This is a genomic window from Vannielia sp., assembly GCF_029212645.1.
GTDB lineage: Bacteria > Pseudomonadota > Alphaproteobacteria > Rhodobacterales > Rhodobacteraceae > Vannielia.
On sequence record NZ_JARGND010000006.1, the window covers coordinates 64,479 to 84,414 of the forward strand.

Genomic DNA, 19,936 nt, shown 5'->3' on the forward strand with positions numbered 1-19,936 from the left:
ATTGATCCTTGTTTATTTGGGATGGTATCAATTTGACCTTCGTTGTCCAAGTGTTCAGCCCCGGCATCTGGTGGATCGCGTTTGGGATGAGACGATCTGGCTCTGATCTCAGGGGTTTACAGGTGTATTCTTACGGGGGGGCGACCGCTGGGCGTCATTGTCCTGTTGCCGGTGGGTGTGTGGCGGGTATGGCGCTGAGGATGTGCTGCAATAATGGGTTGTGCAGGGAGGTTGGAGCTTGCGGAATAGGCTCAAGGTTAACCCGCTCCGCCGCGCTTGCACTTCGCCCTTGCCTCCCCCCGCCATCGCCCGCAGTCTTGCGCTTATGACAAGCAAGACCCGCACCCGCTCCGCTCCGATGTCGCTGCAATCTGCGGCCACCCTGCCCGCCTCTGCGCTGCCCTCCTCGGAGCTGGCCTTTGCGCGCACTGAATACCATGAGCGGCTGGCAACAGTGCGCGCCTCGATGGAGGAGGCCGGGCTGGAGGCGCTGGTGATCACCGACCCTTCCAACATGTGTTGGCTCACCGGGTATGATGGCTGGTCGTTTTATGTGCATCAGTCGGTGCTGGTGGGGCTGCACGATGATCCGATCTGGTGGGGCCGTGGGATGGATGCCGCCGGGGCCAGGCGAACGGTGTGGATGGGGCATGACCGTATTGTCGGCTATGAGGATTGGCTGGTGCAAAACCCCGAGGCGCATCCGATGACCGAGCTTGCCAAGCTGGTCAGCGATGCGGGTTTCGCCAAGGCGCGGATCGGGGTGGAGCTGGACAATTACTATTACAGCGCGGCGGCGCATATTGCGCTTGGCAAAGGGTTGCCGGAGGCCGATCTGGCCGATGCGACCGGCCTGGTGAACTGGTGCCGCGCGGTGAAATCGCCCGCCGAGATCAGCTATATGCGGCGTGCGGGCGAGATCGTGACGGAGATGCACGCCACCATTGCCGAGCTGGCTGAACCGGGGATGCAGAAAAACGCGCTGGTCGCCGAGATCCTGAAAACCGGCACGCTGGGCACCCGTGGCGCCTGGGGCGATTACCCCGCGATTGTGCCGATGACGCCCTCGGGGAAAGATGCCACAGCGCCGCATTTGACCTGGGACGGCGCGCCCATTCCGCGGGGCTTGCCGACCTTCTTTGAGATCGCCGGCTGCCACCGCCGCTACCATTGCCCGCAGAGCCGTACCCTGTTTTTTGGCGAGCCACCCGCCAAGTATCGCCGCGCCGAAGAGGCGCTGATGGCAGCCACGGCGGCGGTGATGGGCTCAGCGCGCCCCGGCGCGGCCTGTGAGGATGTGGCAAGGGCGTTTTCCAGCACACTCAGCCGGTATGGCTTTGAGAAAGACAGCCGCTGTGGCTATTCGGTGGGCCTGTCTTACCCGCCCGATTGGGGCGAGCGCACGATGAGCCTGCGCCAGGGGGATATGACCGAACTTCGTCCGGGGATGGTGTTTCACTTCATGCCGGGGCTTTGGCTGGATGATGGTGGGATCGAGCTGACAGAGACCATGCTGATCAACGAAGCCAGTTCCGAATACCTTGCCAACACACCTGCCGGGTTGCTGGTGAAGCCTTGACCGGGGCGGGTGTGGTGCCGGGTGGCACCGCCGGGCGGGGGTTTTGCACCCCCGCACCCCCGCAGGATATTTGAAGAGCGATGAGAAGCAGGGTTTCGGCGGGCCGCAGGTGAGCGGTTGGGGGACGAGCCGGGATGCAAACTGCCAGTGCATCATTGGGACCGGGCGGCGGCTGATCTGGGCGCGGCGCCCTCTTGGCCCGGAGAGATAGGTTGGGTGGATGTTGGAGAAACCCACCATGGCAGAGGCCGGGAGGTAGCTTGCCAAGGAGGCAGCGCTTGGCCGTGGCATCCGGGGCATTGAGGGTGGATAGGGCGAGGGGGGGATTTTCGGTTGATAGCCCGGCTCGATGATTTGCGACGCGCTTTGCAAGTGATGTCAGGGCAAGGATGTCGCAGCTTGGGCCGCTGAGGCGGTTCCTGGGCGGGCGGTGGAGGTATTTGCGGCGGTCAGCTGGGCGGGGCGAAACACGGATCACGCGCCGGTGCGCGGGGCTGAAACGGTTGGCGTGCTGGAGAGAGGGCGCTTCTCCGAAAGGCCCGGACGTGCTGTCATTCATGGTTGCGTAGACCGCTTTGAGGCATTGCCCGGAATAGCTGTCACATCGGGGCGGCGCGTTTCGCCGAAGGTGACACGCCGGGAAACGCCCTTGGCGTTTTGGTTTGCGGGGCGGCGGCTTGCGGGGGGCGGCGGCGCGAAATATGACATTGTCATGCAACATGCGGACCGCCCCCTTTTAGGCATTGCGCTCATGCTGGGGTTTTGCCTGTTGGCGCCCTTGGGCGACGCGCTGGCCAAGCTTCTGGGCGGGCAGGTGCCGCTCAGCCAGTTGGTGTTTTTCCGCTTTGCGATTCAGGCGGCGATTCTGTTGCCGATTGTGCGGTTCAGCGCCCGCACGCTGCGGATGAGTCGCCGTGCCTTTGGCTTTACGGTGATCCGCACGGTGCTGCATACCCTCGGGATCAGCATGATGTTTCTCAGCCTGCGGTTCTTGCCGCTGGCAGATGCGGTGGCGATTGCCTTTGTGATGCCGTTTCTGCTGTTGCTGTTGGGCTGGGCGTTTTTGGGGGAAGAGATCGGCTCACGCCGTTTGACGGCCTGCGCGGTGGGTTTTGTTGGCACCTGCATGGTGATCCAGCCCTCCTTCGTTGCGGTTGGCTGGGCCGCGTTGCTGCCGCTGGGGGTGGCGGTGAACTTCTCGTTCTTCATGTTGGTGACGCGGGCGATGCGCGCGGATGTGGACCCGGTCTCGATGCAGGCCATGAGCGGGCTGCTCGGCACCCTGCTGCTGGCACCGCTCCTGCTGGTGGCCGATGGCAGCCTGTGGGAAGAGTTCAACACCATCACCCCTGCCCCCGCCACATGGGGGCTGATCCTTGCGATGGGCGGCGTCGGCACGATGGCGCATCTGGTCATGACCTGGAGCCTGCGCTACGCCCCCACCACCACGCTTGCGCCGATGCAATATCTTGAGATCCCCTTCTCGACCCTGGTGGGCTGGCTGGTTTTCAAGGATTTCCCCAATGGCCTTGCGCTTGGCGGCATCGGGGTGACGATTGCAGCGGGGCTTTACATCATTTGGCGGGAGCAGCGGTTAGGGCGGCAATCACAGCGTCCAGCGCCTCCGGCGGCGTGATCGCGACCATGCCGGGCGCGTCCATTTGCAGGTGAACCGGCCCGGTCACCCGGTTGGAGGTGCCAATCCGCCCCGCCGGGGTAAAGGTGAGCCCGTCGATCGGCCATTCCAGCCCCTTTGAGCGGCCTGTGACAGGGGCCAGCGGGTAAAGAGAAAAGCGGCTGTCTGGCGGCAGCGCAAGGCTGATCTCGGGCGGCAGGGCAAAGGCGATATCCTCGGCGCCGAGCAGCACCACCGGACGGGAGCAGGCGGTGATCGCGGTCAGCGCCGCCAGTTGATGATCAAGCCGCGCACCCAGAAAGCCCACCGCCAGCACCAACGGCGCGCGCACCCGCGCGAGACATTTCTCAAAATCCGTGCTGTCCTGTTCGGGGATGTGATGCAGGGTGTCGCGGGGCAGATTGGCCCGCGCCGAGGCGCTCAAACTGTCGAAATCGCCGATCACCGCGCCAGGTTTTAACCCATACTTCAGCGCCACATCACCGCCGCCATCGGCACAAATCAACAAAGGAGCGCGCATTAAGGCGATTTTAAGGCAAGGCTCGCTAACCTCTCCACCACCCAGAAGCGTAATGTTTTCAGGGGAATCGATCAGGAAATCCGTCATGCGCCCCTCTTGCCCGCTTTATGCGATGGTCACAATGAAGCCCAGAAATGATACCCGAAAATTCCCCACTCTGTTGCTTGAAACGAACCAATACGTGGTAAACAAACCCCGCTGGGTGGAAAGAAAGCGAGCAGCACAATGATGGGATCAAGCAAGATTCTCACGGTGTCCTACGGAACGTTCTCCTGCACGCTGGAGGGCTTTGACGATAGTTTCGGCACGATGAAGGCGATTGCGGAGTATTTTCGCGATCTGGCCGCGGATGACCGTTACTTCGGCGCCGAACCGCCAACACCGGATGCAGATATGCTCCAGCGCATTGCCGAAAAGGAAATCCAGCGCCGGGTCGAGGCCAAGGTCTCGGACACCGGCATCCTGCTGCGCGCCTCCGATGGTGTCGCCGCGCCTGCGGTTGCCGCCGAGAGCAGCGATGCACCCGCTGCCCGCCCCGAGCAGGTGAGCGAAACCTTGGCCGAACGCGAGGCCGAGGCCGTATCAGAGGTGCCGCAAGCGCCCCCTATCGAGGACCCTTACGGCGATATCGCCGACATCCCCAGCGACAGCGTGGCCGCCAAACTCGCCCGCATCCGTGCCGTGGTGAACAAACCCGCCGACCAGGCCGGCCTCACCGCCGCCTTCGCCGACATGGGAGAGGCGGAAGCCAACGAAACCCCCGCCGATGCGCCGGTGGAAATTGAAGACGCCAGCTTTGAGGTTGAAGAGGCCGAGGAGACTGGGCGCGAGGAAGCGGAAGCTGCTGAACGTGAAGCTGCCGAACAAGCCGCCCGCGAGAAGGCAGAAGCCGCTGAGCGTGAGGCCGCAGAACAGGCCGCCCGTGAAAAGGCAGAAGCTGCCGAGCGTGAGGCCGCAGAACAGGCCGCCCGTGAAAAGGCAGAAGCCGCTGAGCGTGAAGCTGCCGAACAGGCCGCTCGTGAGAAGGCCGAAGCTGCCGAGCGTGAAGCTGCCGAACAGGCCGCCCGTGAAAAGGCCGAAGCTGCCGAACGTGAGGCCGCAGAACAGGCCGCCCGTGAAAAGGCCGAAGCTGCCGAACGCGAGGCCGCAGAACAGGCCGCCCGTGAAAAGGCCGAAGCTGCCGAACGTGAGGCCGCAGAACAGGCCGCCCGTGAAAAGGCCGAAGCTCTGGATGAGCCTGAAGACGCTTTCGCCGCCGCCCTCGCCAGCTTCGAGGAAGACACTGAGGAAGACATCACCGGCGAGCCTGTCGATATGTCCGATGTGATCAGCCAACTCGACCAAAACACCTATGCCGTTGGCGCTCTGGACGGGGATGATCTCTCCGCCAAAGGACCGGACAGCGCGGCCCCCGACGAGGCCGATGAGGCCCGCGACACAGGCATGGATGACACCGCCCCAGCCGCCGCTCAACCCGAACGCAAGCGCACCCGCGTGATCAAGGTGAAACGCTCTGCCATGGCCTCTGCCCTGACTGCTTTGGGCATCAGCAAGCCGGATGAGGCCCAGCCCACCCCGGCCAAGCCCGAGGATGCAACCGAAGGCCCCACCAGCAGCCTGACCCCTGAGGCAGAAGCCGAGTTGATGGCAGAACTGGCCGCCGTTGAGCAGGAATTGGGCGTTTCCGAGCCGCAGGCCCCCTCTTACCCGGACACCCCGCACAGCGACGCGGCAGGCGATCTGGCCGAGGCCATGGCCGAGGAGCCGTCGCTCGCCGGTGGCATCGACCTTGGTGAAGAGGCCTCCCGCCGTGCTTTCCTGGCGCAAAACGAGGCCGAGCGCTCGGCTCTCGCGATGGCTGAGGAAACCGCCGAAATCATCGAGGCCGAAGCTATGGCCGAGGATGCCTTTGAAGAGGCGCTTCAAGACCTCTCGGAAGAAACGCCCGAAGCGCTAGCAGAAGACACGACCGAGGAGCTTGCGCAAGACAGCTTCGATGAGCCGGATGAAACGCCTGGCGATGACGAGATGCTTCAGGCGATCGCCGCCGTCACCGGCGCGCCCGCCGAAATGGCAACACCGGTGCGCGAAGCCCTCGCCGCCGTCGCCGAAGCAGGCGAGACCGAGGTTGACGAAGCCGAGCTTGGCGAAGCTGAGCCTGACGACAGCGAACCTGACGACAGGTTTGATGCCGAGGCGCTCGAAGCCTTGAGCGATGAGGTGATCGACCTTGAGCCACGCGCAGACGAGGTCGAAGACGAAGATCTGATCGCCCCAACCGACGAGGCCATTCTCGACGCCAACGAAGACGCACCCACCAGCCAGGAACTTGAGGGGCTGGTCGCGCAAATGGCAGAAGAGGCCGAGAACGAAGGGCGCTACGAAGCCGCCCGCACGCGCCGTGACCGGATCGTCTCCGGCGAACAGGCCGATGACCGGCTTGATCGGCTGATGGACGAAACCGAAGGCAAGCTGCAAGGCCCCGAGATGGAGCGCCGCCGCTCGGCCATCGCCCATCTTAAGGCTGCCGTTGCCGCCACCAAGGCCGAGGGCGGTGACCGGCTTGACCGGGGTGCCGATGAAGCCCGCGCCTATCGCGAAGATCTCGCCTCGGTGGTCCGCCCCCACAGCTCGGTTGAGTCTGATGAGGGCGAAGAGGTGAACGAGGCAGACGCCGAATCCGAGGCCGAGTCCAGCGCGCCTTTGGTCGAGGACGCCCCGCAAGAGGCCGCTACAACCAGCGCCCCACAAGAGGCGGAAGGTGACAGCGCGCCCCCTGTCGGCGATGTGGTTGACCTGCACGACCCCGCCACGGAAGAGCAGCAGGCCGCGCCGGCCCGCCCGCGCCGCCCGGTGTTGCGCAAGGCAAAAACCCAGCGCCCCGGCGGCTCGCCGCTGATGCTGGTCTCAGAGCAGCGCATCGACGAAAGCCTCGCGGCCCAGGTCCCCTCTGGCCCGGTGCGCCCGCGCCGCGTCACCGAGCGTTCGCTCGGCGCTGATCTCCCCGAGGTGGATGACCGCGGCGCGCCGCAAGGCATGGTTAAATCCGATGCGCAGGCGACCGGCATCTTTACCGATTGCGAAAACTTCGAGGACTTCGCGGAAAAAATGGGTGCTGACGGCCTGGAAGACATGCTGGAATGCGCCGCCGCCTATGCCTCTTACGTCGAAGGCCAGCCGCACTTCTCGCACCCGCAGATCATGCGCGCCGTCGCCGGACTGAAAAAGGCCGAAGCGTTCTCACGCGAAGACAGCCTGCGCAGCTTTGGCCAGCTTCTGCGCCAGGGCAAGATTCGCAAGCTGAAGCGAGGCCAGTTCACGCTTTCGCAATCTTCTCAGTATACCCCTGAAAAGCGCCGGGCCGCGCTCTGAAAAGAGCCGCCCGCAGCTTGTAGGGTATTGAGTGACAGCGGGGCGTGGCCTTACGGGCGCGCCCCGTTTTTTTGCGTTGTCCGGCGCTGTTGCGCGTCCGGCAAGGATATTTGGCGCGTGGCAATCACAGCGGCACCACTCATTTTCTTTCTGAAAATATCCAATGGCCCCCGTCCGCCACAGGCGCTGCATCCCCTCCGGCGCGCAGCACAGGCCAGAGGGCCCAATCACAAAATAGAATGCGCCGCAGGCGCGCAATTGGATCCGCTCAGTCCTGGCGCTCGTCTTCGGGCTCTTCCTTGCCAACGCCCCGGAACAGGAACTTGAAGGGCAGTGCCCAGAGGAAGCCAAGCACCACATAAACCGCCAGTTCCAGCAGGATCGGCGGGCGGGGGATCAGGCTCAGCAGCCACCACGACAGCGCGATATAGGCGGGCAATCCAACCACCAGCAAAACCAGCACCCAGCGCCTGCGGGCTTTCCAACTCAGAGCCATCAGTCGGCAAACGGGTCGGTGACAAGGATCGTGTCTTCGCGCTCGGGCGAGGTGGACAGGAGCGCCACCGGGCACTCGATCAGCTCTTCCACGCGCTTGACGTATTTGATCGCATTGGCGGGCAGGTCATTCCACGAGCGCGCGCCTTCGGTGCTTTCTGACCAGCCGGGCATATCCTCATAGATCGGGGTACAGCGGGCCTGGGCATCGGCGGCGGTGGGCAGGTAATCAAGCCGGGCGCCATCAAGCTCATAGCCCACACAGATCTTCAGGGTTTCAAACCCGTCGAGCACATCGAGCTTGGTGAGCGAAATCCCGGTAACGCCGGAGGTGGCGCAGGTTTGGCGCACCAAAGCGGCATCGAACCAGCCGCAGCGGCGTTTGCGCCCGGTCGTGGTGCCAAATTCATGGCCGCGTTCACCAAGGCGCTGGCCGTCCGCGTCATCCAGCTCGGTCGGGAACGGGCCTTCGCCGACGCGGGTGGTATAGGCCTTCACGATGCCGAGCACATAATCAATCGCGCCGGGGCCAACGCCCACGCCGGTGGCGGCCTGCCCGGCGATCACGTTGGAGGAGGTCACAAAGGGATAGGTGCCAAAGTCGATATCGAGCAATGCGCCCTGTGCGCCTTCAAACAGGATGCGCTTGCCGGCCTTGCGCTTTTCATTCAGCACTTTCCAGACCGGCGCGGCGAAGGGCAGCAACTCAACGGCGATGTCACGCAGCGCCGCGATCAGGGCTTCGCGGTCGACCGGATCAATACCAAGGCCCCGGCGCAGCGGATCGTGGTGCTGCAAGGCGCGGTCCACCCGGGCCTCCAGTGTCGCCGGATCGGCCAGATCGGCCACCCGGACCGAGCGGCGGCCGACCTTGTCTTCATAGGCCGGGCCAATGCCGCGCCCGGTGGTGCCGATCTTGGTGCCCTTCGAGGCCGCCTCTTCACGGGCGCGGTCAAGCTCACCGTGGATGGGCAGGATGAGCGGTGTGTTCTCGGCCACCATCAGGGTTTCTGGTGTGATCTCAACACCTTGCTCGCGGATCGTCGCAATCTCTTTCATCAGGTGCCACGGATCGAGCACCACGCCATTACCAATGACCGAGAGTTTGCCGCCGCGCACAACGCCCGATGGCAGCGCATGCAGCTTGTAAACCTTGCCGTCGATCACCAGCGTGTGACCGGCATTATGACCGCCCTGAAACCGCGCAATCACGTCCGCGCGCTCCGAGAGCCAATCAACGATCTTGCCCTTCCCTTCGTCACCCCACTGGGCTCCGACGACGACGACATTGGCCATGGGCCTACCTCCGGCTGAGAAATCCGCGCTCGTCTTATCGGCAAGCGGGCCGGGTTGAAAGCGGTATTGTGAGGTGCGGCAGGGGTTGCAGCATAGCGCGAAGCGAATTAGATACCCGGCCAAACCAAGCGGGAAGCCTTCATGCAAAACGTCATCCTCACCGTCCATTTGATTCTGGCCCTGTGCCTGATCGGTGTTGTGCTTCTCCAGCGCGCTGAGGGCGGCATGGGCGCGATGGGCGGCGGCGGTGCCGGCGGCGGTGGCGTCATGTCGGGGCGGGCGGCGGCCACGGCCCTTGGCAAGCTCACATGGATCTTGGCCATCGGATTTATCTGCACCTCGATTGCGCTGACCATTCTGGCGGCGATTGATGCAGGCTCGGCCTCGGTCACCGACCGGATCGGCGGCGGCGATGCGCCGGTGGCGGCTGAAGGCGATGGGGTATTGCCAGAGCTGCCTGACGGCGCTGATCTGCTTCCGCCAAGCGCCACCGAGCCGGGCGAGGACGATCTGGTGCCGCGCGCCGCTGACTAGGGCGCGCCGGCCCCCGCCCTGCCCCGCCTCGCGGCGGGCCGAGGACACGACACCCAGACAAACCACAAGACGTAGCGGCAATGCCGCAATTTTAATCAAGATGATGCGGGTCGTGTAGACTCCGGCCCGCGAATCTCCTATAGCTCAAATCCCGTGATGAGGCGCAGTTTTTGCTCGCGCTTTTGCACAGAGTCGAGCGGCAATTGGCGACAGATCACGGGGAGCCCACCACCACATGGCACGTTTCATTTTCATCACCGGCGGCGTGGTTTCCTCCCTCGGGAAGGGCCTTGCTTCGGCGGCTGTGGGCGCGCTTTTGCAGGCACGCGGCTTCTCGGTGCGGCTGCGCAAGCTTGATCCTTACCTCAACGTTGATCCCGGCACGATGAGCCCGTTTGAGCATGGCGAGGTTTTCGTTACGGATGACGGCGCCGAGACCGACTTGGACCTTGGCCATTACGAGCGCTTCACCGGGGTGGCCGCGCGCGCCACCGATAGCGTGAGCTCGGGGCGGATTTACTCCAACGTGCTCGAAAAGGAGCGCCGGGGCGATTATCTGGGCAAGACGATTCAGGTGATCCCGCATGTCACCAACGAGATCAAGGATTTCATCTCGATCGGGGAGGATGAGGTGGATTTCATGCTCTGCGAGATCGGCGGCACGGTGGGGGACATCGAAGGCCTGCCGTTTTTCGAGGCGATCCGCCAGTTCGCGCAGGACAAGCCGCGCGGCCAATGTGTGTTCATGCACCTCACGCTGCTGCCCTTCATCAAGGCCTCGGGCGAGTTGAAAACCAAGCCGACCCAGCACTCGGTGAAAGAGCTGCGCTCCATCGGCCTTGCGCCGGATATTCTGGTGTGCCGCGGTGAAGGCGCGATTCCGCAAAAAGAGCGCGACAAGCTGGCGCTGTTTTGCAACGTGCGCCCCGAGGCGGTGATTGCCGCGCCCGACCTTGCCAGCATTTACGAAGCCCCCCTCGCCTATCACCGCGAGGGCCTGGATCAGGCGGTGCTGGATGCCTTCCAGATCACCCCCGCGCCCAAGCCCAACCTCACCCGCTGGCTGGATGTGTATGACCGCATCCACAAGACCGACGGCGAGGTGAAAGTGGCGATTGTGGGCAAATATACCCAACTTGAGGATGCGTATAAATCCATCGCTGAGGCGCTCACCCATGGCGGGATGGCCAACCGGGTGAAGGTGAAGATCGAGTGGGTCGATGCCGAGCTGTTTGACCGCGAGGATGCCGCGCCGCACCTTCAGGGCTTCCACGCGATCCTTGTGCCCGGCGGCTTTGGCGAGCGCGGCACCGAGGGCAAGATCAAGGCGGCGCAGTTCGCCCGAGAGCGCAAGATCCCCTACCTCGGGATTTGCCTTGGGATGCAGATGGCGGTGATCGAAGCCGCCCGCAACCTCGCCGGGATGGGCACGGCCGGCTCCGAGGAGTTTGACCATGAATCCGGGAAAAAGCGTTTTGAGCCGGTGGTTTACCACCTGAAAGAGTGGGTGCGAGGCAATGCCAAGGTGACCCGCAAGGCGGATGATGACAAGGGCGGCACGATGCGCCTTGGGGCCTATGATGCGGTGCTTGAGGAAGGCTCGAAAGTGGCCGGGATCTACGGGATGACCAACATCGACGAGCGCCACCGCCACCGCTACGAGGTGGATATCAAGTATCGCGAAAAGCTTGAGGGCAAAGGGCTGAGCTTTTCAGGGATGAGCCCGGACGGGCGCTTGCCGGAAATCGTGGAAGTGAAAGATCACCCGTGGTTCATCGGGGTGCAGTTTCACCCCGAGTTGAAGTCAAAGCCCTTCGCGCCGCATCCGCTGTTTGCCGATTTCGTGCGCGCGGCGGTTGAAAATTCGCGGCTGGTTTAAGGCGTAAAGCAGCAGGGGGGCGGCAAATGTTTACCGAGTTTCTTCAACGGCTTACCGGGGTGGCCAAGTCCCCCGAGGCGCAGCTTCCGGAGCCGGATGCCAAGCTGGCCCTTGCCGCGCTGATGGTGCGGGTCGCCAAGAGTGACAACTGCTACCAGGTGTCAGAGATTTCGCTGATCGATAGTTATCTGGCGCAGCATTTCGGGCTGGGTCCGGTGGAGGCCGCCAAGATGCGGGCCAAGGCCGAGAAGCTGGAGCATCAGGCCCCGCCCACCGGCACCTTCACCGGGCTGATCCGCGACTCGGTACGCTATACCGAGCGGCTGGAAGTGCTGGTGGCGCTGTGGGCCGTCTCCATGGCCGATGGTGTCAAGCGCGCCGAAGAGGCCGAGGTTGTCGCGCGGACCGCCGCCGCGCTGGGGATCACCGATGAGGATGCCGCCGAGGTTGCCGCCCGCTACGCCCCCTGAGCGCAAGTGCGCGGCAGATCGGCCACGCGGTTGCAGCGCCCCGAAAGCTCGCTATATCTTCGGGCATGTTTGCAGATTTCCTCCGCCGCCTCACCGCCCCGCAGCCCGAGCGCCTGCCCGACCCCGATGCCAGGCTGGCGTTGACCGCCCTGATGGTGCGGATTGCCCGCTCTGATGGCGATTACTCCGATGTTGAGATCAGCCAGATCGACAGGCTGACCGCGCGCCGCTACGGCCTTTCGCCGTTTGAGTCCGCCGAGCTGCGTGGGCAGGCCGAACGGTTGGAGGCCGAGGCCCCCGATACGGTGCGCTTCACCCGCGCGATCAAGGATGCGGTCGCCTATGAGGAGCGCGAAGGCGTGGTAGAGGCGCTGTGGGCGGTGGTGCTGGCCGATGGACATCGGGATGCACAGGAAGATTCGCTGGTGCGGCTGGTGGCCAATCTGCTCGGCGTGAATGACCGCGATTCGGCGATGGCCCGCCACAGGGTTGAGGCCGAAAGCTGAGCCGCGCCGCCCTGCCCGCTCAGGTTGCGCCAGAGTGACCTAACGACAGAACATATTGCATTCGCAGCAATTCTGCGCCCTACTTTGCTTTTGACCCATAACACCAGAGGCCGCGTGACCAGCCAGCCGCCCGTTATCGAAATCAATGGCCTGCATAAGGCGTATGGCGACCTTGAGGTGCTCAAGGGCGTGGGCCTGCGTGCCGAGAGGGGGCAGGTTGTGTCACTGATCGGTTCGTCCGGCTCTGGCAAATCCACCCTGCTGCGCTGCGCCAACCTGCTGGAAGACAGCCAGCAAGGCGAGATCCTGTTTCAAGGCGAGCCGGTAAAGTGGAAGGGCACAGGCGCCTCGCGCCGCCCGGCGGACGGCAAGCAGGTTTTGCGCATCCGCACCAATCTTTCGATGGTTTTTCAGCAGTTTAACCTTTGGGGGCACATGACGATCCTGCAAAATGTCATGGAAGCACCGGTGACGGTTCTCAAACGCGACCGCGCCGAGGTGGAACGCGCCGCGCGGGCCTATCTTGAGAAGGTGGGGATCGGGGACAAGGCCGATGTCTACCCCGCGCAGCTATCGGGCGGGCAGCAACAGCGCGCCGCGATTGCCCGTGCGCTGGCGATGGAGCCGGAGGCGCTCTTGTTTGATGAGCCGACCTCGGCGCTTGATCCCGAGCTTGAGCAAGAGGTTGTGAAGGTCATCAAGGCGCTGGCCACCGAGGGGCGCACCATGCTGATCGTCACCCATGACATGCGCATGGCGCACGATGTTTCGGACCATGTGATCTTTCTTCACCAGGGGGTGATCGAAGAGGAAGGCGCCCCGGCAGAACTGTTTGGCGCGCCGAAATCCGAGCGATTGCAAGGGTTTCTCTCACACTCGGGGCAGGTGGCATGATCGGGCGCTTTGTTCTGGTGCTTCTGGCGCTTGGCCTGTTTGGGGCGCTTTCGACCCGCGCCATGGCGCAGACCGTGCGGATTGGCACCGAGGGCAAGTTTCCGCCCTTCACCTACGTGGATCGCGCCGGAGAGTTGCGCGGGTTTGACATTGATCTCGGTCGCGAGATTTGCCGCCGCGCGGCGCTGAAATGCGCCTTTGTGCTCAACGATTGGAACAGCATCCTCGATAACCTTCTGGCCGGAAAATACGATGTGGTGATGGCTGGCATGGCAATCACCAAGGCGCGCTCCGAGCGGGTGGCCTTTTCGGTGGGCTATGATGGCGGCGGCAAAACCGCGACCGCTGTGCTGATCCGCTCAGACGGGGCCACGGCGGATTGGCCGGTGGTGGCCGTGCAGGAAAAAACCGTGCACGCGGATTGGGTGCGCAACAATGGCTATCGCGCCCACGGCTTTCCCACGCTGGTGGCCGCCGTTGAGGCGGTTTGGCAGGGCAAGGCGGATCAGGTGATCGGGCCGCTGGCATTTTTGGAAGGCGCGGCGCGGGCCGGAGGGGGCAAGATCGAAATCACCGAAACCTTCGGCATCCCCGCAGGGGCCACCGCGGCTGCCTTTCGCCCCGAAGACAACGATCTGCGCCGCCAATGGGATGCCGCCATCCAAGCGATGCAGGACGACGGCGAACTGGACCGCCTGCGGAAGATCTGGTTTGCCTCTGGCGGAACAGATTAACACGCAATAACAACGCTATAACAACCGATACCAACAGGAGACACACAGTGATGATGATGAAAAAACTGTTCACATTCGGCGCCGCGCTTGCCCTCACCGCAGGCACAGCCATGGCCGAAAGCCACGCACAAACCGTGCGCATGGGCACCGAGGGCGCCTACCCTCCCTACAACTTCCTCAACGATGCAGGCGAGGTGGATGGCTATGAGCGCGACGTAGGCGACGAGCTGTGCAAGCGCGCTGAGCTCAGCTGCGAATGGGTGACCAACGATTGGGATTCGATCATCCCCAACCTCGTGTCCGGCAACTATGACACCATCATCGCCGGCATGAGCATCACCGACGAGCGCGACGAGGTGATCGACTTTTCCGAGGCCTACTTCCCGGCGGACCCTTCGGCCTTTGCCTCGATGTCCGACAGCTTTGACGGCACCGGCGTGATCGCCGCGCAAACCGGCACCATCCAGGCCAGCCACGTTGCCAGCATGGAAGGCGCAACCCTGATTGAGTTCGCCACCCCTGACGAAACCGTTGCCGCCGTGAAAAACGGTGAGGCCGATGCGGCGCTCGCCGACAAGGCCTTCCTTGAGCCGATCGTGGCCGAAGACGCCGAGCTGATGTTTGCCGGGGACGATGTGGTTCTGGGAGACGGCATTGGTGTGGGCGTGCGCGAAAGCGACGGCGAGCTGAAGGAAAAGCTCAACGTGGCCATCGCCTCCATGAAGGAAGACGGCACCCTCAACACGCTGATCGAAAAGTGGTTTGAAGGGATGAAGGGCCCCTACTAACCTGCAAAGCGGCCAGCGGGGCGGCCACAAAAGCCGCCCCCACAGCCCATAGGGATGACCTGCACCGACCCAGAAAGCCTTCATGGCATCGCATGGCTCGCCTGCTACCTCAGCAGCGGCAAGCACATGCTGTTTTACAGCAGCTTCGGCACGGTGCTGCTGTTGCTTGCCATCACCGCGCCGGTTTCGCTTGCCTTTGGCTTTATGGGCGCAATGGCGGCGCGGGCCGGGTTTGCACCGCTGCGCTGGCTTGGCCTTGCCTATACCTCGGTGGTGCGCGGCGTGCCCGATATCGTGTTTTTCCTGTTCTTCGTGATCGCGCTGGATCAGGGCATTGAATACCTGCGCCACGAGGCCCTTTGCCCCGGCTGGACAGAGCCGGTGCGCCAGGGCAATGACTTTATCGTTTGCCCCGAGGCCAAGGCCCCGCTTTCGACCGCGCCGCAATGGGTGCATGAGGTTTATAACTTCATGCTCGCGGTCTTTACCTTTGCCATCGTGTTCGGAGCCTTTGCCGCCAACGTGCTGATCGGCGCGATGCGGGCGGTGCCACGCGCGCAGATGGAAACCGCCGAAGCCTATGGCATGTCCCGCCGTCAGGCCTTTTGGCGCATCCTCGTGCCGCAAATGTGGACCTACGCCCTGCCCGGCCTGTCAAACCTGTGGATGATCCTCATCAAGGCAACGCCACTGCTGTTTTTGCTCGGGGTCGAGGATATTGTTTACTGGGCGCGCGAGCTGGGCGGCTCGAAAAATCCGCGCTTCTCGTCCTATCCGCATGGCGACTGGCGGATCTACTATTTCCTTGCATTGCTGGTGTTTTACCTCGCGCTGACCAAGGTGAGCGAGGTGGGTTTGGGCCGCCTCACCCGCAGGCTTTCGCACGGGCAGGCCACGGCGGCGGGTGAAGCGATGCGAAAGGCCGGGGCATGACCTGCGCTGAAACCTTCTCGGCCTATTGGCTGCGCTCGCTGGGGATTGGCGAGCGGCTGTTGCCCAGGGCCGATATCACCCTGTGCGACCAGATCGTGCTGATCGGCTCCGGGCTGATCTGGAACGTGTATTTCGGGGTGCTCGCGCTGCTTTTCGGCTTCTTTTTGTCGATCACCGTGGCGATGGGCAAGGCCTCGCCCCATGTCTGGATTCGCAAACCTGCCGAGTGGTTCATCTTCCTGTTTCGCGGCTCGCCGCTGTTTATCCAGTTCTTCCTCGCCTACCTGTTTTTCCTGCAACTCAAACGGCTTGGGATTGGCAGCGATCTACTCACCTCGGCTGCCGCAGGGGCCGTTGTGGTGCTGGTGCTGAACACCGCCGCCTACTCCGGCGAAATCTTTTATGGCGCGCTGCGCTCGATCCCCAAGGGGGACCTTGAGGCCGCCGATGCCTATGGCCTTTCCGGCTGGCACCGCTTTCGCCGCGTCACCTACCCCACCATGCTGCGGCTGGCCTGGCCCGCCTATACCAACGAGGCGATCTTCCTGTTCCACGCCACAACGCTGGTGTTTTTCTCGGGCTTTCCGGCGTGGCAGCAACAGGGCGATGCGCTTTATTATGCAACCTATTTTGCCGATAAAACCTTCAACCCATTCGTGCCCTACCCGATTGTTGCCATCTACTTCGTGCTGCTCACCCTCACGGTCATCGCCGGCTTTGGCGTGGCCAACCGGCGGCTGAACCGGCACCTGCCGCAAGAGCGCCGCACCCGCCTCAAGATCAGGCCGCAGGTGATCCGCTGAAATGCGCTAACGCTTGCGCCGCATCGCGCGCAGGAATAGCGTATTTGCGAGCCATTTAGGAGGCATTCCATGCTGATCGGTATCCTGCAATGCGGCCATATCTCCCCCGAGTTGAGGCCCCATGTGGGCGGATATTCCGAGATGTATCAAACCCTTCTGCAAGGGCATGGGTTTGAATTTGCCACCTGGAAAGTCTGCGACATGGAGTTCCCCAATTCGGTGGATGCGGCCGATGCCTTCCTGGTCTCGGGGTCGCGCCATGGGGTTTATGAAGATCTGCCGTGGATCGAGCCGCTGGAGCGCTCCATTCAGGCGATTTACCTCGCGCCCAAGCCGCTGGTTGGCATTTGCTTTGGCCATCAGATCATCGCCCAGGCGCTTGGCGGGCGTGTGGAACCGTCTGAAAAGGGCTGGGGCGTGGGCCGGATGGAATATCTCTACGGCGATGAAACCGTGGCGCTGAATGCCTGGCACCGCGATCAGGTTATCACCCCGCCCGAAGGGGCAAAAACGGTGTCGGCCAACAGGTTTTGTGACCATGCCGCGCTGCTTTACGGCGATCGCGCCTTTACCGTGCAGCCCCACCCCGAGTTCACCAGCGCCATGATACAAGGGTTGATCAACACCCGCGGCGAAACCGTCCCCGAAGCGCGGCTGGCCTATGCACAAAAGATGCTGGATGCCCCCACCGATAGTGCGCGCATCGGCAATGACATCGCCGAATTCCTCAAGATGAAGCGCACATGGCAGGAGAGCCCCGCGTGAGAGACATGAACGAACTGCTGCCCGACAGCGCCCGGCAGTTTTTGAACGGCCGCCGCCTTGATGAGGTGGAGTGCATCGTGGGCGATCTGGCCGGCGTGGCCCGTGGCAAGGCGATGCCCGCCGCGAAATTCGCGCATCAGAGCCACTTTTACCTGCCCAATTCGATCTTCTTGCAAACGATCACCGGCGAGTGGGCCAGCGTTTCGCAGCAGCCCTTCACCGAGCCGGATATGGTGCTCACCCCGGATTTTGCCACCGCCACAGCCGCGCCCTGGACCGGCGATATCACCCTGCAAGTGATCCATGACATCAACGACCAGGCCGGAACCCCGATGCCCGTTGCCCCGCGCAATGTGCTAAAGCGCGTGGTGCGGTATTATGAGGAAATGGGGTTAACCCCGGTCTGCGCGCCCGAGATGGAGTTTTACCTCGTCGCCCCCAATACCGATCCGGGCCGCGAGGTTGAGCCGCCGATGGGCCGCTCCGGGCGGCGCGCGGCGGCACGGCAAGCCTATTCAATGTCAGCGATTGATGAATACGGGCCGGTGATCGACGACATTTATGACTTCGCCGAAGCGCAGGGCCTTGAGATTGACGGCATCCTGCAAGAAGGCGGCGCGGGCCAGATCGAGATGAACCTGCGCCACGGCGATCCGGTGCTGCTGGCCGATGAGATCTTCTTCTTCAAGCGGCTGATCCGCGAGGCCGCACTGCGCCACAACTGCTACGCCACCTTCATGGCCAAGCCGATCCAGAACGAGCCGGGCAGCGCCATGCACATCCATCACTCGGTGGTGGAAAAGGCGACGGGGCGCAATGTCTTCTCCAACGGTGACGGCAGCGAAAGCGCCGAATTTGGCCACTTTATCAGCGGCTTGCAGCGCCACATGCCAGAGGTGATCGCGGTGATCGCGCCCTACGTCAACAGCTATCGCCGCTACGTGCCCGACTATGCCGCGCCGATCAACCTCAGCTGGGGGCGTGACAACCGCACCACCGGGCTGCGGGTGCCGATTTCGGGGCCAGAGGCGCGGCGCATCGAAAACCGCCTGCCGGGGATGGATTGCAACCCCTACCTCGCCCTCGCCGCCTCACTCGCCTGCGGGTTGCTGGGCCTGCGCGCCAAGCTGCCCCCCACCCCCGAATCCACCGGCGAGGCCTATACCGCCGAGGCCGATATCCCCACCACGCTGGGTGAGGCGCTTGATCTGTTCGAGGAGGCCAAGGCCATGCACGAGGTGCTGCATCCGGATTTCGCCGCCACTTACCTTGCGGTCAAACGCATGGAATATAAGGGCTTTTTGCAAGTGATCTCGCCCTGGGAGCGCGAACATCTGCTCATGAACGTATGAGCCTGCTGCACACCAACGGCCCCGCCGGGCAGCACGCGCCAAGCCTTTATGCCGCCGAACTCACCGCTCCCGGCCCCTACCCCGAACTCAAGGGCGAGGTAGAGGCCGATGTGGCCGTGGTCGGCGGTGGGTTCACCGGGCTTTCGGCGGCGCTGCACTTGGCACGATCCGGGGCGCGGGTGGTGCTGGTTGAGGCGCAACGTGTGGGCTGGGGGGCCTCCGGGCGCAATGGCGGGCAGGTCAGCCCCGGGCTGAACATGAGCCAAAAGGCGCTGGAGGCGCGGTTTGGCCGGGAGGCGGCCGAGGGCTATTGGCGCATCGGGTTGGAGGCGGTGGAAGATGTGCGCCGCTTAGCGCACGATCTGGCCCCCGAGGCGCATTGGGCCGATGGCGTTGTCACCGCCTGCTATAGCGCGGCAGAGGCCAGGAATGCCGCAGAGAATGCGCGCTATCTTTCTGAAACCTATGGCTATTCCAGCATCGAGCCACTCGACGGCGCTGCGCTACGCGGGCATGTTGCCTCAGCGCTTTATGCCGGAGGGACGGTCGATTGGAACGCCGGGCACATCCAGCCACTGGCCTTGGCCTTTGGGCTGGCGCGGGGGGCGGCGGCTGCCGGAGCGGCGCTGCATGAGCGCTCCGAGGTGCATCGCATCGCCCCCGAGGGGGAGGGCTGGCTTGTGGCCACAGGCCACGGGCGGGTGCTGGCCCGGCAGGTTGTGCTGGGCTGCAACGGCTATCTGGGGCGGATGGTGCCCAGGGTCGCCAGCCGGGTGTTCCCGATCAACAATTACATCGCCGCGACAGTGCCTTTGGGCGCGCGCGCAGCCGAGCTTTTGCCCCGCAATACAGCCGTTTATGACACGAAGTTCGTGTTGAATTACTTTCGCCTCTCGCCCGATCAGCGGCTTATCTTTGGCGGTGGTGAAAGCTATGGCGCGCGCTTTCCGGCCGATATCCCCGCCGTGGTGCGCCCGGCGTTGGAGCGGGTGTTTCCGCAGCTTGAAGGGGTTGAGATCAGCCACGCATGGGGCGGCACATTGGCGATCACGCCCAAGCGTGTGCCACATTTCGCCCAGGCCGAAACCGGGCTTTGGGCGGCGTCCGGCTACTCCGGCCACGGGGTTGCGCTGGCGGTGGCGGCGGGGCGGATGATAGCGCAGGCGATTGCCGGAAATGCGCATGATTTCAACCTGATGACCCGTCTGCCCACCCCGCCCTTCCCCGGTGGGCCGCTTCTGCGGGGGGCGCTTTCCACCGTTGCCTTGCGCTGGTTTTCGCTGCGGGACCGGCTGGGGATTTAGCCGCGCGCGCCTGTCACTTAAAATTCACTTTGCCCGTCCTTCACTTTCAGCTACACAATTCCTGAAAGAACAGTTC

At 63.4% G+C, this 19,936-nt stretch carries 18 protein-coding genes; 15 read left to right on the forward strand and 3 right to left on the reverse strand.

What is annotated here, in order from left to right; translation table 11 throughout:
• Positions 1–325 precede the first annotated feature (325 nt).
• Together P1U55_RS03480 and P1U55_RS03485 are read left to right on the forward strand one after the other, a co-directional pair.
• Complete coding sequence (locus tag P1U55_RS03480) at positions 326–1,579, forward strand: M24 family metallopeptidase (RefSeq protein WP_301046108.1); 1,254 nt, start codon at positions 326–328, stop codon at positions 1,577–1,579.
• Positions 1,580–2,291: 712 nt separating this feature from the next.
• Positions 2,292–3,215, forward strand: a complete 924-nt coding sequence (locus P1U55_RS03485) for a DMT family transporter (protein ID WP_301046109.1) — start codon at positions 2,292–2,294, stop codon at positions 3,213–3,215.
• On the opposite strand, the gene P1U55_RS03490 is transcribed toward P1U55_RS03485, so the two are convergent.
• A complete protein-coding gene (locus P1U55_RS03490; RefSeq protein ID WP_301046110.1) occupies positions 3,154–3,822 on the reverse strand; it encodes a thiamine diphosphokinase in 669 nt (222 codons plus the stop codon). The two genes, P1U55_RS03485 and P1U55_RS03490, sit on opposite strands and share 62 nt — an antisense overlap.
• 141 nt (positions 3,823–3,963) lie before the next feature.
• On the opposite strand from P1U55_RS03490, the gene P1U55_RS03495 reads away from it, so the two are divergent.
• Positions 3,964–7,107, forward strand: a complete 3,144-nt coding sequence (locus tag P1U55_RS03495; protein ID WP_301046111.1) for a hypothetical protein — start codon at positions 3,964–3,966, stop codon at positions 7,105–7,107.
• Between the two features lie 268 nt (positions 7,108–7,375).
• On the opposite strand, the gene P1U55_RS03500 is transcribed toward P1U55_RS03495, so the two are convergent.
• Positions 7,376–7,603, reverse strand: coding sequence for a DUF2842 domain-containing protein (locus tag P1U55_RS03500; protein ID WP_301046112.1), 228 nt, complete (start codon positions 7,601–7,603; stop codon positions 7,376–7,378).
• Positions 7,603–8,898, reverse strand: a complete 1,296-nt coding sequence (locus tag P1U55_RS03505) for an adenylosuccinate synthase (protein ID WP_301046113.1) — start codon at positions 8,896–8,898, stop codon at positions 7,603–7,605. The genes P1U55_RS03500 and P1U55_RS03505 overlap by 1 nt, the downstream gene beginning before the upstream one ends.
• Positions 8,899–9,039: 141 nt before the next feature.
• On the opposite strand from P1U55_RS03505, the gene secG reads away from it, so the two are divergent.
• The 12 genes from secG to P1U55_RS03565 all read left to right on the forward strand — a co-directional run bounded on the left by secG (position 9,040) and on the right by P1U55_RS03565 (position 19,860).
• Positions 9,040–9,432 (forward strand): preprotein translocase subunit SecG, encoded by a 393-nt coding sequence (gene secG / locus P1U55_RS03510; RefSeq protein WP_301046114.1) that lies wholly within the window; start codon positions 9,040–9,042, stop codon positions 9,430–9,432.
• A 235-nt stretch (positions 9,433–9,667) separates the two neighbouring features.
• Entirely contained in the window at positions 9,668–11,311 is a 1,644-nt protein-coding gene (locus P1U55_RS03515) for a CTP synthase (RefSeq protein WP_301046115.1), read from the forward strand.
• Positions 11,312–11,337: 26 nt separating this feature from the next.
• A complete protein-coding gene (locus tag P1U55_RS03520) occupies positions 11,338–11,781 on the forward strand; it encodes a TerB family tellurite resistance protein (RefSeq protein ID WP_301046116.1) in 444 nt (147 codons plus the stop codon).
• A gap of 65 nt (positions 11,782–11,846) precedes the next feature.
• Positions 11,847–12,287, forward strand: a complete 441-nt coding sequence (locus tag P1U55_RS03525) for a TerB family tellurite resistance protein (RefSeq protein WP_301046117.1) — start codon at positions 11,847–11,849, stop codon at positions 12,285–12,287.
• A 114-nt stretch (positions 12,288–12,401) separates the two neighbouring features.
• Complete coding sequence (locus tag P1U55_RS03530) at positions 12,402–13,181, forward strand: amino acid ABC transporter ATP-binding protein (RefSeq protein WP_301046136.1); 780 nt, start codon at positions 12,402–12,404, stop codon at positions 13,179–13,181.
• Positions 13,178–13,915: a transporter substrate-binding domain-containing protein gene (locus P1U55_RS03535; protein ID WP_301046118.1), complete on the forward strand. Its 738-nt coding sequence runs from the start codon at positions 13,178–13,180 to the stop codon at positions 13,913–13,915. The genes P1U55_RS03530 and P1U55_RS03535 overlap by 4 nt, the downstream gene beginning before the upstream one ends.
• A gap of 56 nt (positions 13,916–13,971) precedes the next feature.
• The gene (locus tag P1U55_RS03540; RefSeq protein ID WP_301046137.1) at positions 13,972–14,703 is read left to right on the forward strand and encodes a transporter substrate-binding domain-containing protein; all 732 of its coding nucleotides are present in this window, start codon (positions 13,972–13,974) and stop codon (positions 14,701–14,703) included.
• 48 nt (positions 14,704–14,751) lie between these two features.
• Positions 14,752–15,636 (forward strand): ABC transporter permease, encoded by an 885-nt coding sequence (locus P1U55_RS03545; protein WP_301046138.1) that lies wholly within the window; start codon positions 14,752–14,754, stop codon positions 15,634–15,636.
• Complete coding sequence (locus P1U55_RS03550; protein ID WP_301046119.1) at positions 15,633–16,439, forward strand: ABC transporter permease subunit; 807 nt, start codon at positions 15,633–15,635, stop codon at positions 16,437–16,439. The genes P1U55_RS03545 and P1U55_RS03550 overlap by 4 nt, the downstream gene beginning before the upstream one ends.
• Before the next feature lie 69 nt (positions 16,440–16,508).
• Positions 16,509–17,204, forward strand: coding sequence for a type 1 glutamine amidotransferase (locus P1U55_RS03555; protein ID WP_301046120.1), 696 nt, complete (start codon positions 16,509–16,511; stop codon positions 17,202–17,204).
• Positions 17,201–18,556, forward strand: a complete 1,356-nt coding sequence (locus P1U55_RS03560; protein WP_301046121.1) for a glutamine synthetase family protein — start codon at positions 17,201–17,203, stop codon at positions 18,554–18,556. The genes P1U55_RS03555 and P1U55_RS03560 overlap by 4 nt, the downstream gene beginning before the upstream one ends.
• Positions 18,553–19,860, forward strand: a complete 1,308-nt coding sequence (locus P1U55_RS03565; RefSeq protein ID WP_301046122.1) for an FAD-binding oxidoreductase — start codon at positions 18,553–18,555, stop codon at positions 19,858–19,860. The genes P1U55_RS03560 and P1U55_RS03565 overlap by 4 nt, the downstream gene beginning before the upstream one ends.
• Positions 19,861–19,936 lie beyond the last annotated feature (76 nt).

What these genes read in the sequence shown, in the direction of transcription:
- P1U55_RS03520 (WP_301046116.1), top strand. Translation starts at nt 11,338, where the DNA reads ATGTTTACCGAGTTTCTTCAACGGCTTACCGGGGTGGCCAAGTCCCCC.
- P1U55_RS03550 (WP_301046119.1), top strand. Translation starts at nt 15,633, where the DNA reads ATGACCTGCGCTGAAACCTTCTCGGCCTATTGGCTGCGCTCGCTGGGG.
- P1U55_RS03485 (WP_301046109.1), top strand. Translation starts at nt 2,292, where the DNA reads ATGCAACATGCGGACCGCCCCCTTTTAGGCATTGCGCTCATGCTGGGG.
- P1U55_RS03535 (WP_301046118.1), top strand. Translation starts at nt 13,178, where the DNA reads ATGATCGGGCGCTTTGTTCTGGTGCTTCTGGCGCTTGGCCTGTTTGGG.
- P1U55_RS03515 (WP_301046115.1), top strand. Translation starts at nt 9,668, where the DNA reads ATGGCACGTTTCATTTTCATCACCGGCGGCGTGGTTTCCTCCCTCGGG.
- P1U55_RS03480 (WP_301046108.1), top strand. Translation starts at nt 326, where the DNA reads ATGACAAGCAAGACCCGCACCCGCTCCGCTCCGATGTCGCTGCAATCT.
- P1U55_RS03505 (WP_301046113.1), bottom strand. Translation starts at nt 8,898, where the DNA reads ATGGCCAATGTCGTCGTCGTCGGAGCCCAGTGGGGTGACGAAGGGAAG.
- P1U55_RS03565 (WP_301046122.1), top strand. Translation starts at nt 18,553, where the DNA reads ATGAGCCTGCTGCACACCAACGGCCCCGCCGGGCAGCACGCGCCAAGC.
- P1U55_RS03540 (WP_301046137.1), top strand. Translation starts at nt 13,972, where the DNA reads ATGAAAAAACTGTTCACATTCGGCGCCGCGCTTGCCCTCACCGCAGGC.
- P1U55_RS03495 (WP_301046111.1), top strand. Translation starts at nt 3,964, where the DNA reads ATGGGATCAAGCAAGATTCTCACGGTGTCCTACGGAACGTTCTCCTGC.
- P1U55_RS03555 (WP_301046120.1), top strand. Translation starts at nt 16,509, where the DNA reads ATGCTGATCGGTATCCTGCAATGCGGCCATATCTCCCCCGAGTTGAGG.
- P1U55_RS03500 (WP_301046112.1), bottom strand. Translation starts at nt 7,603, where the DNA reads ATGGCTCTGAGTTGGAAAGCCCGCAGGCGCTGGGTGCTGGTTTTGCTG.
- secG (WP_301046114.1), top strand. Translation starts at nt 9,040, where the DNA reads ATGCAAAACGTCATCCTCACCGTCCATTTGATTCTGGCCCTGTGCCTG.
- P1U55_RS03490 (WP_301046110.1), bottom strand. Translation starts at nt 3,822, where the DNA reads ATGACGGATTTCCTGATCGATTCCCCTGAAAACATTACGCTTCTGGGT.
- P1U55_RS03525 (WP_301046117.1), top strand. Translation starts at nt 11,847, where the DNA reads ATGTTTGCAGATTTCCTCCGCCGCCTCACCGCCCCGCAGCCCGAGCGC.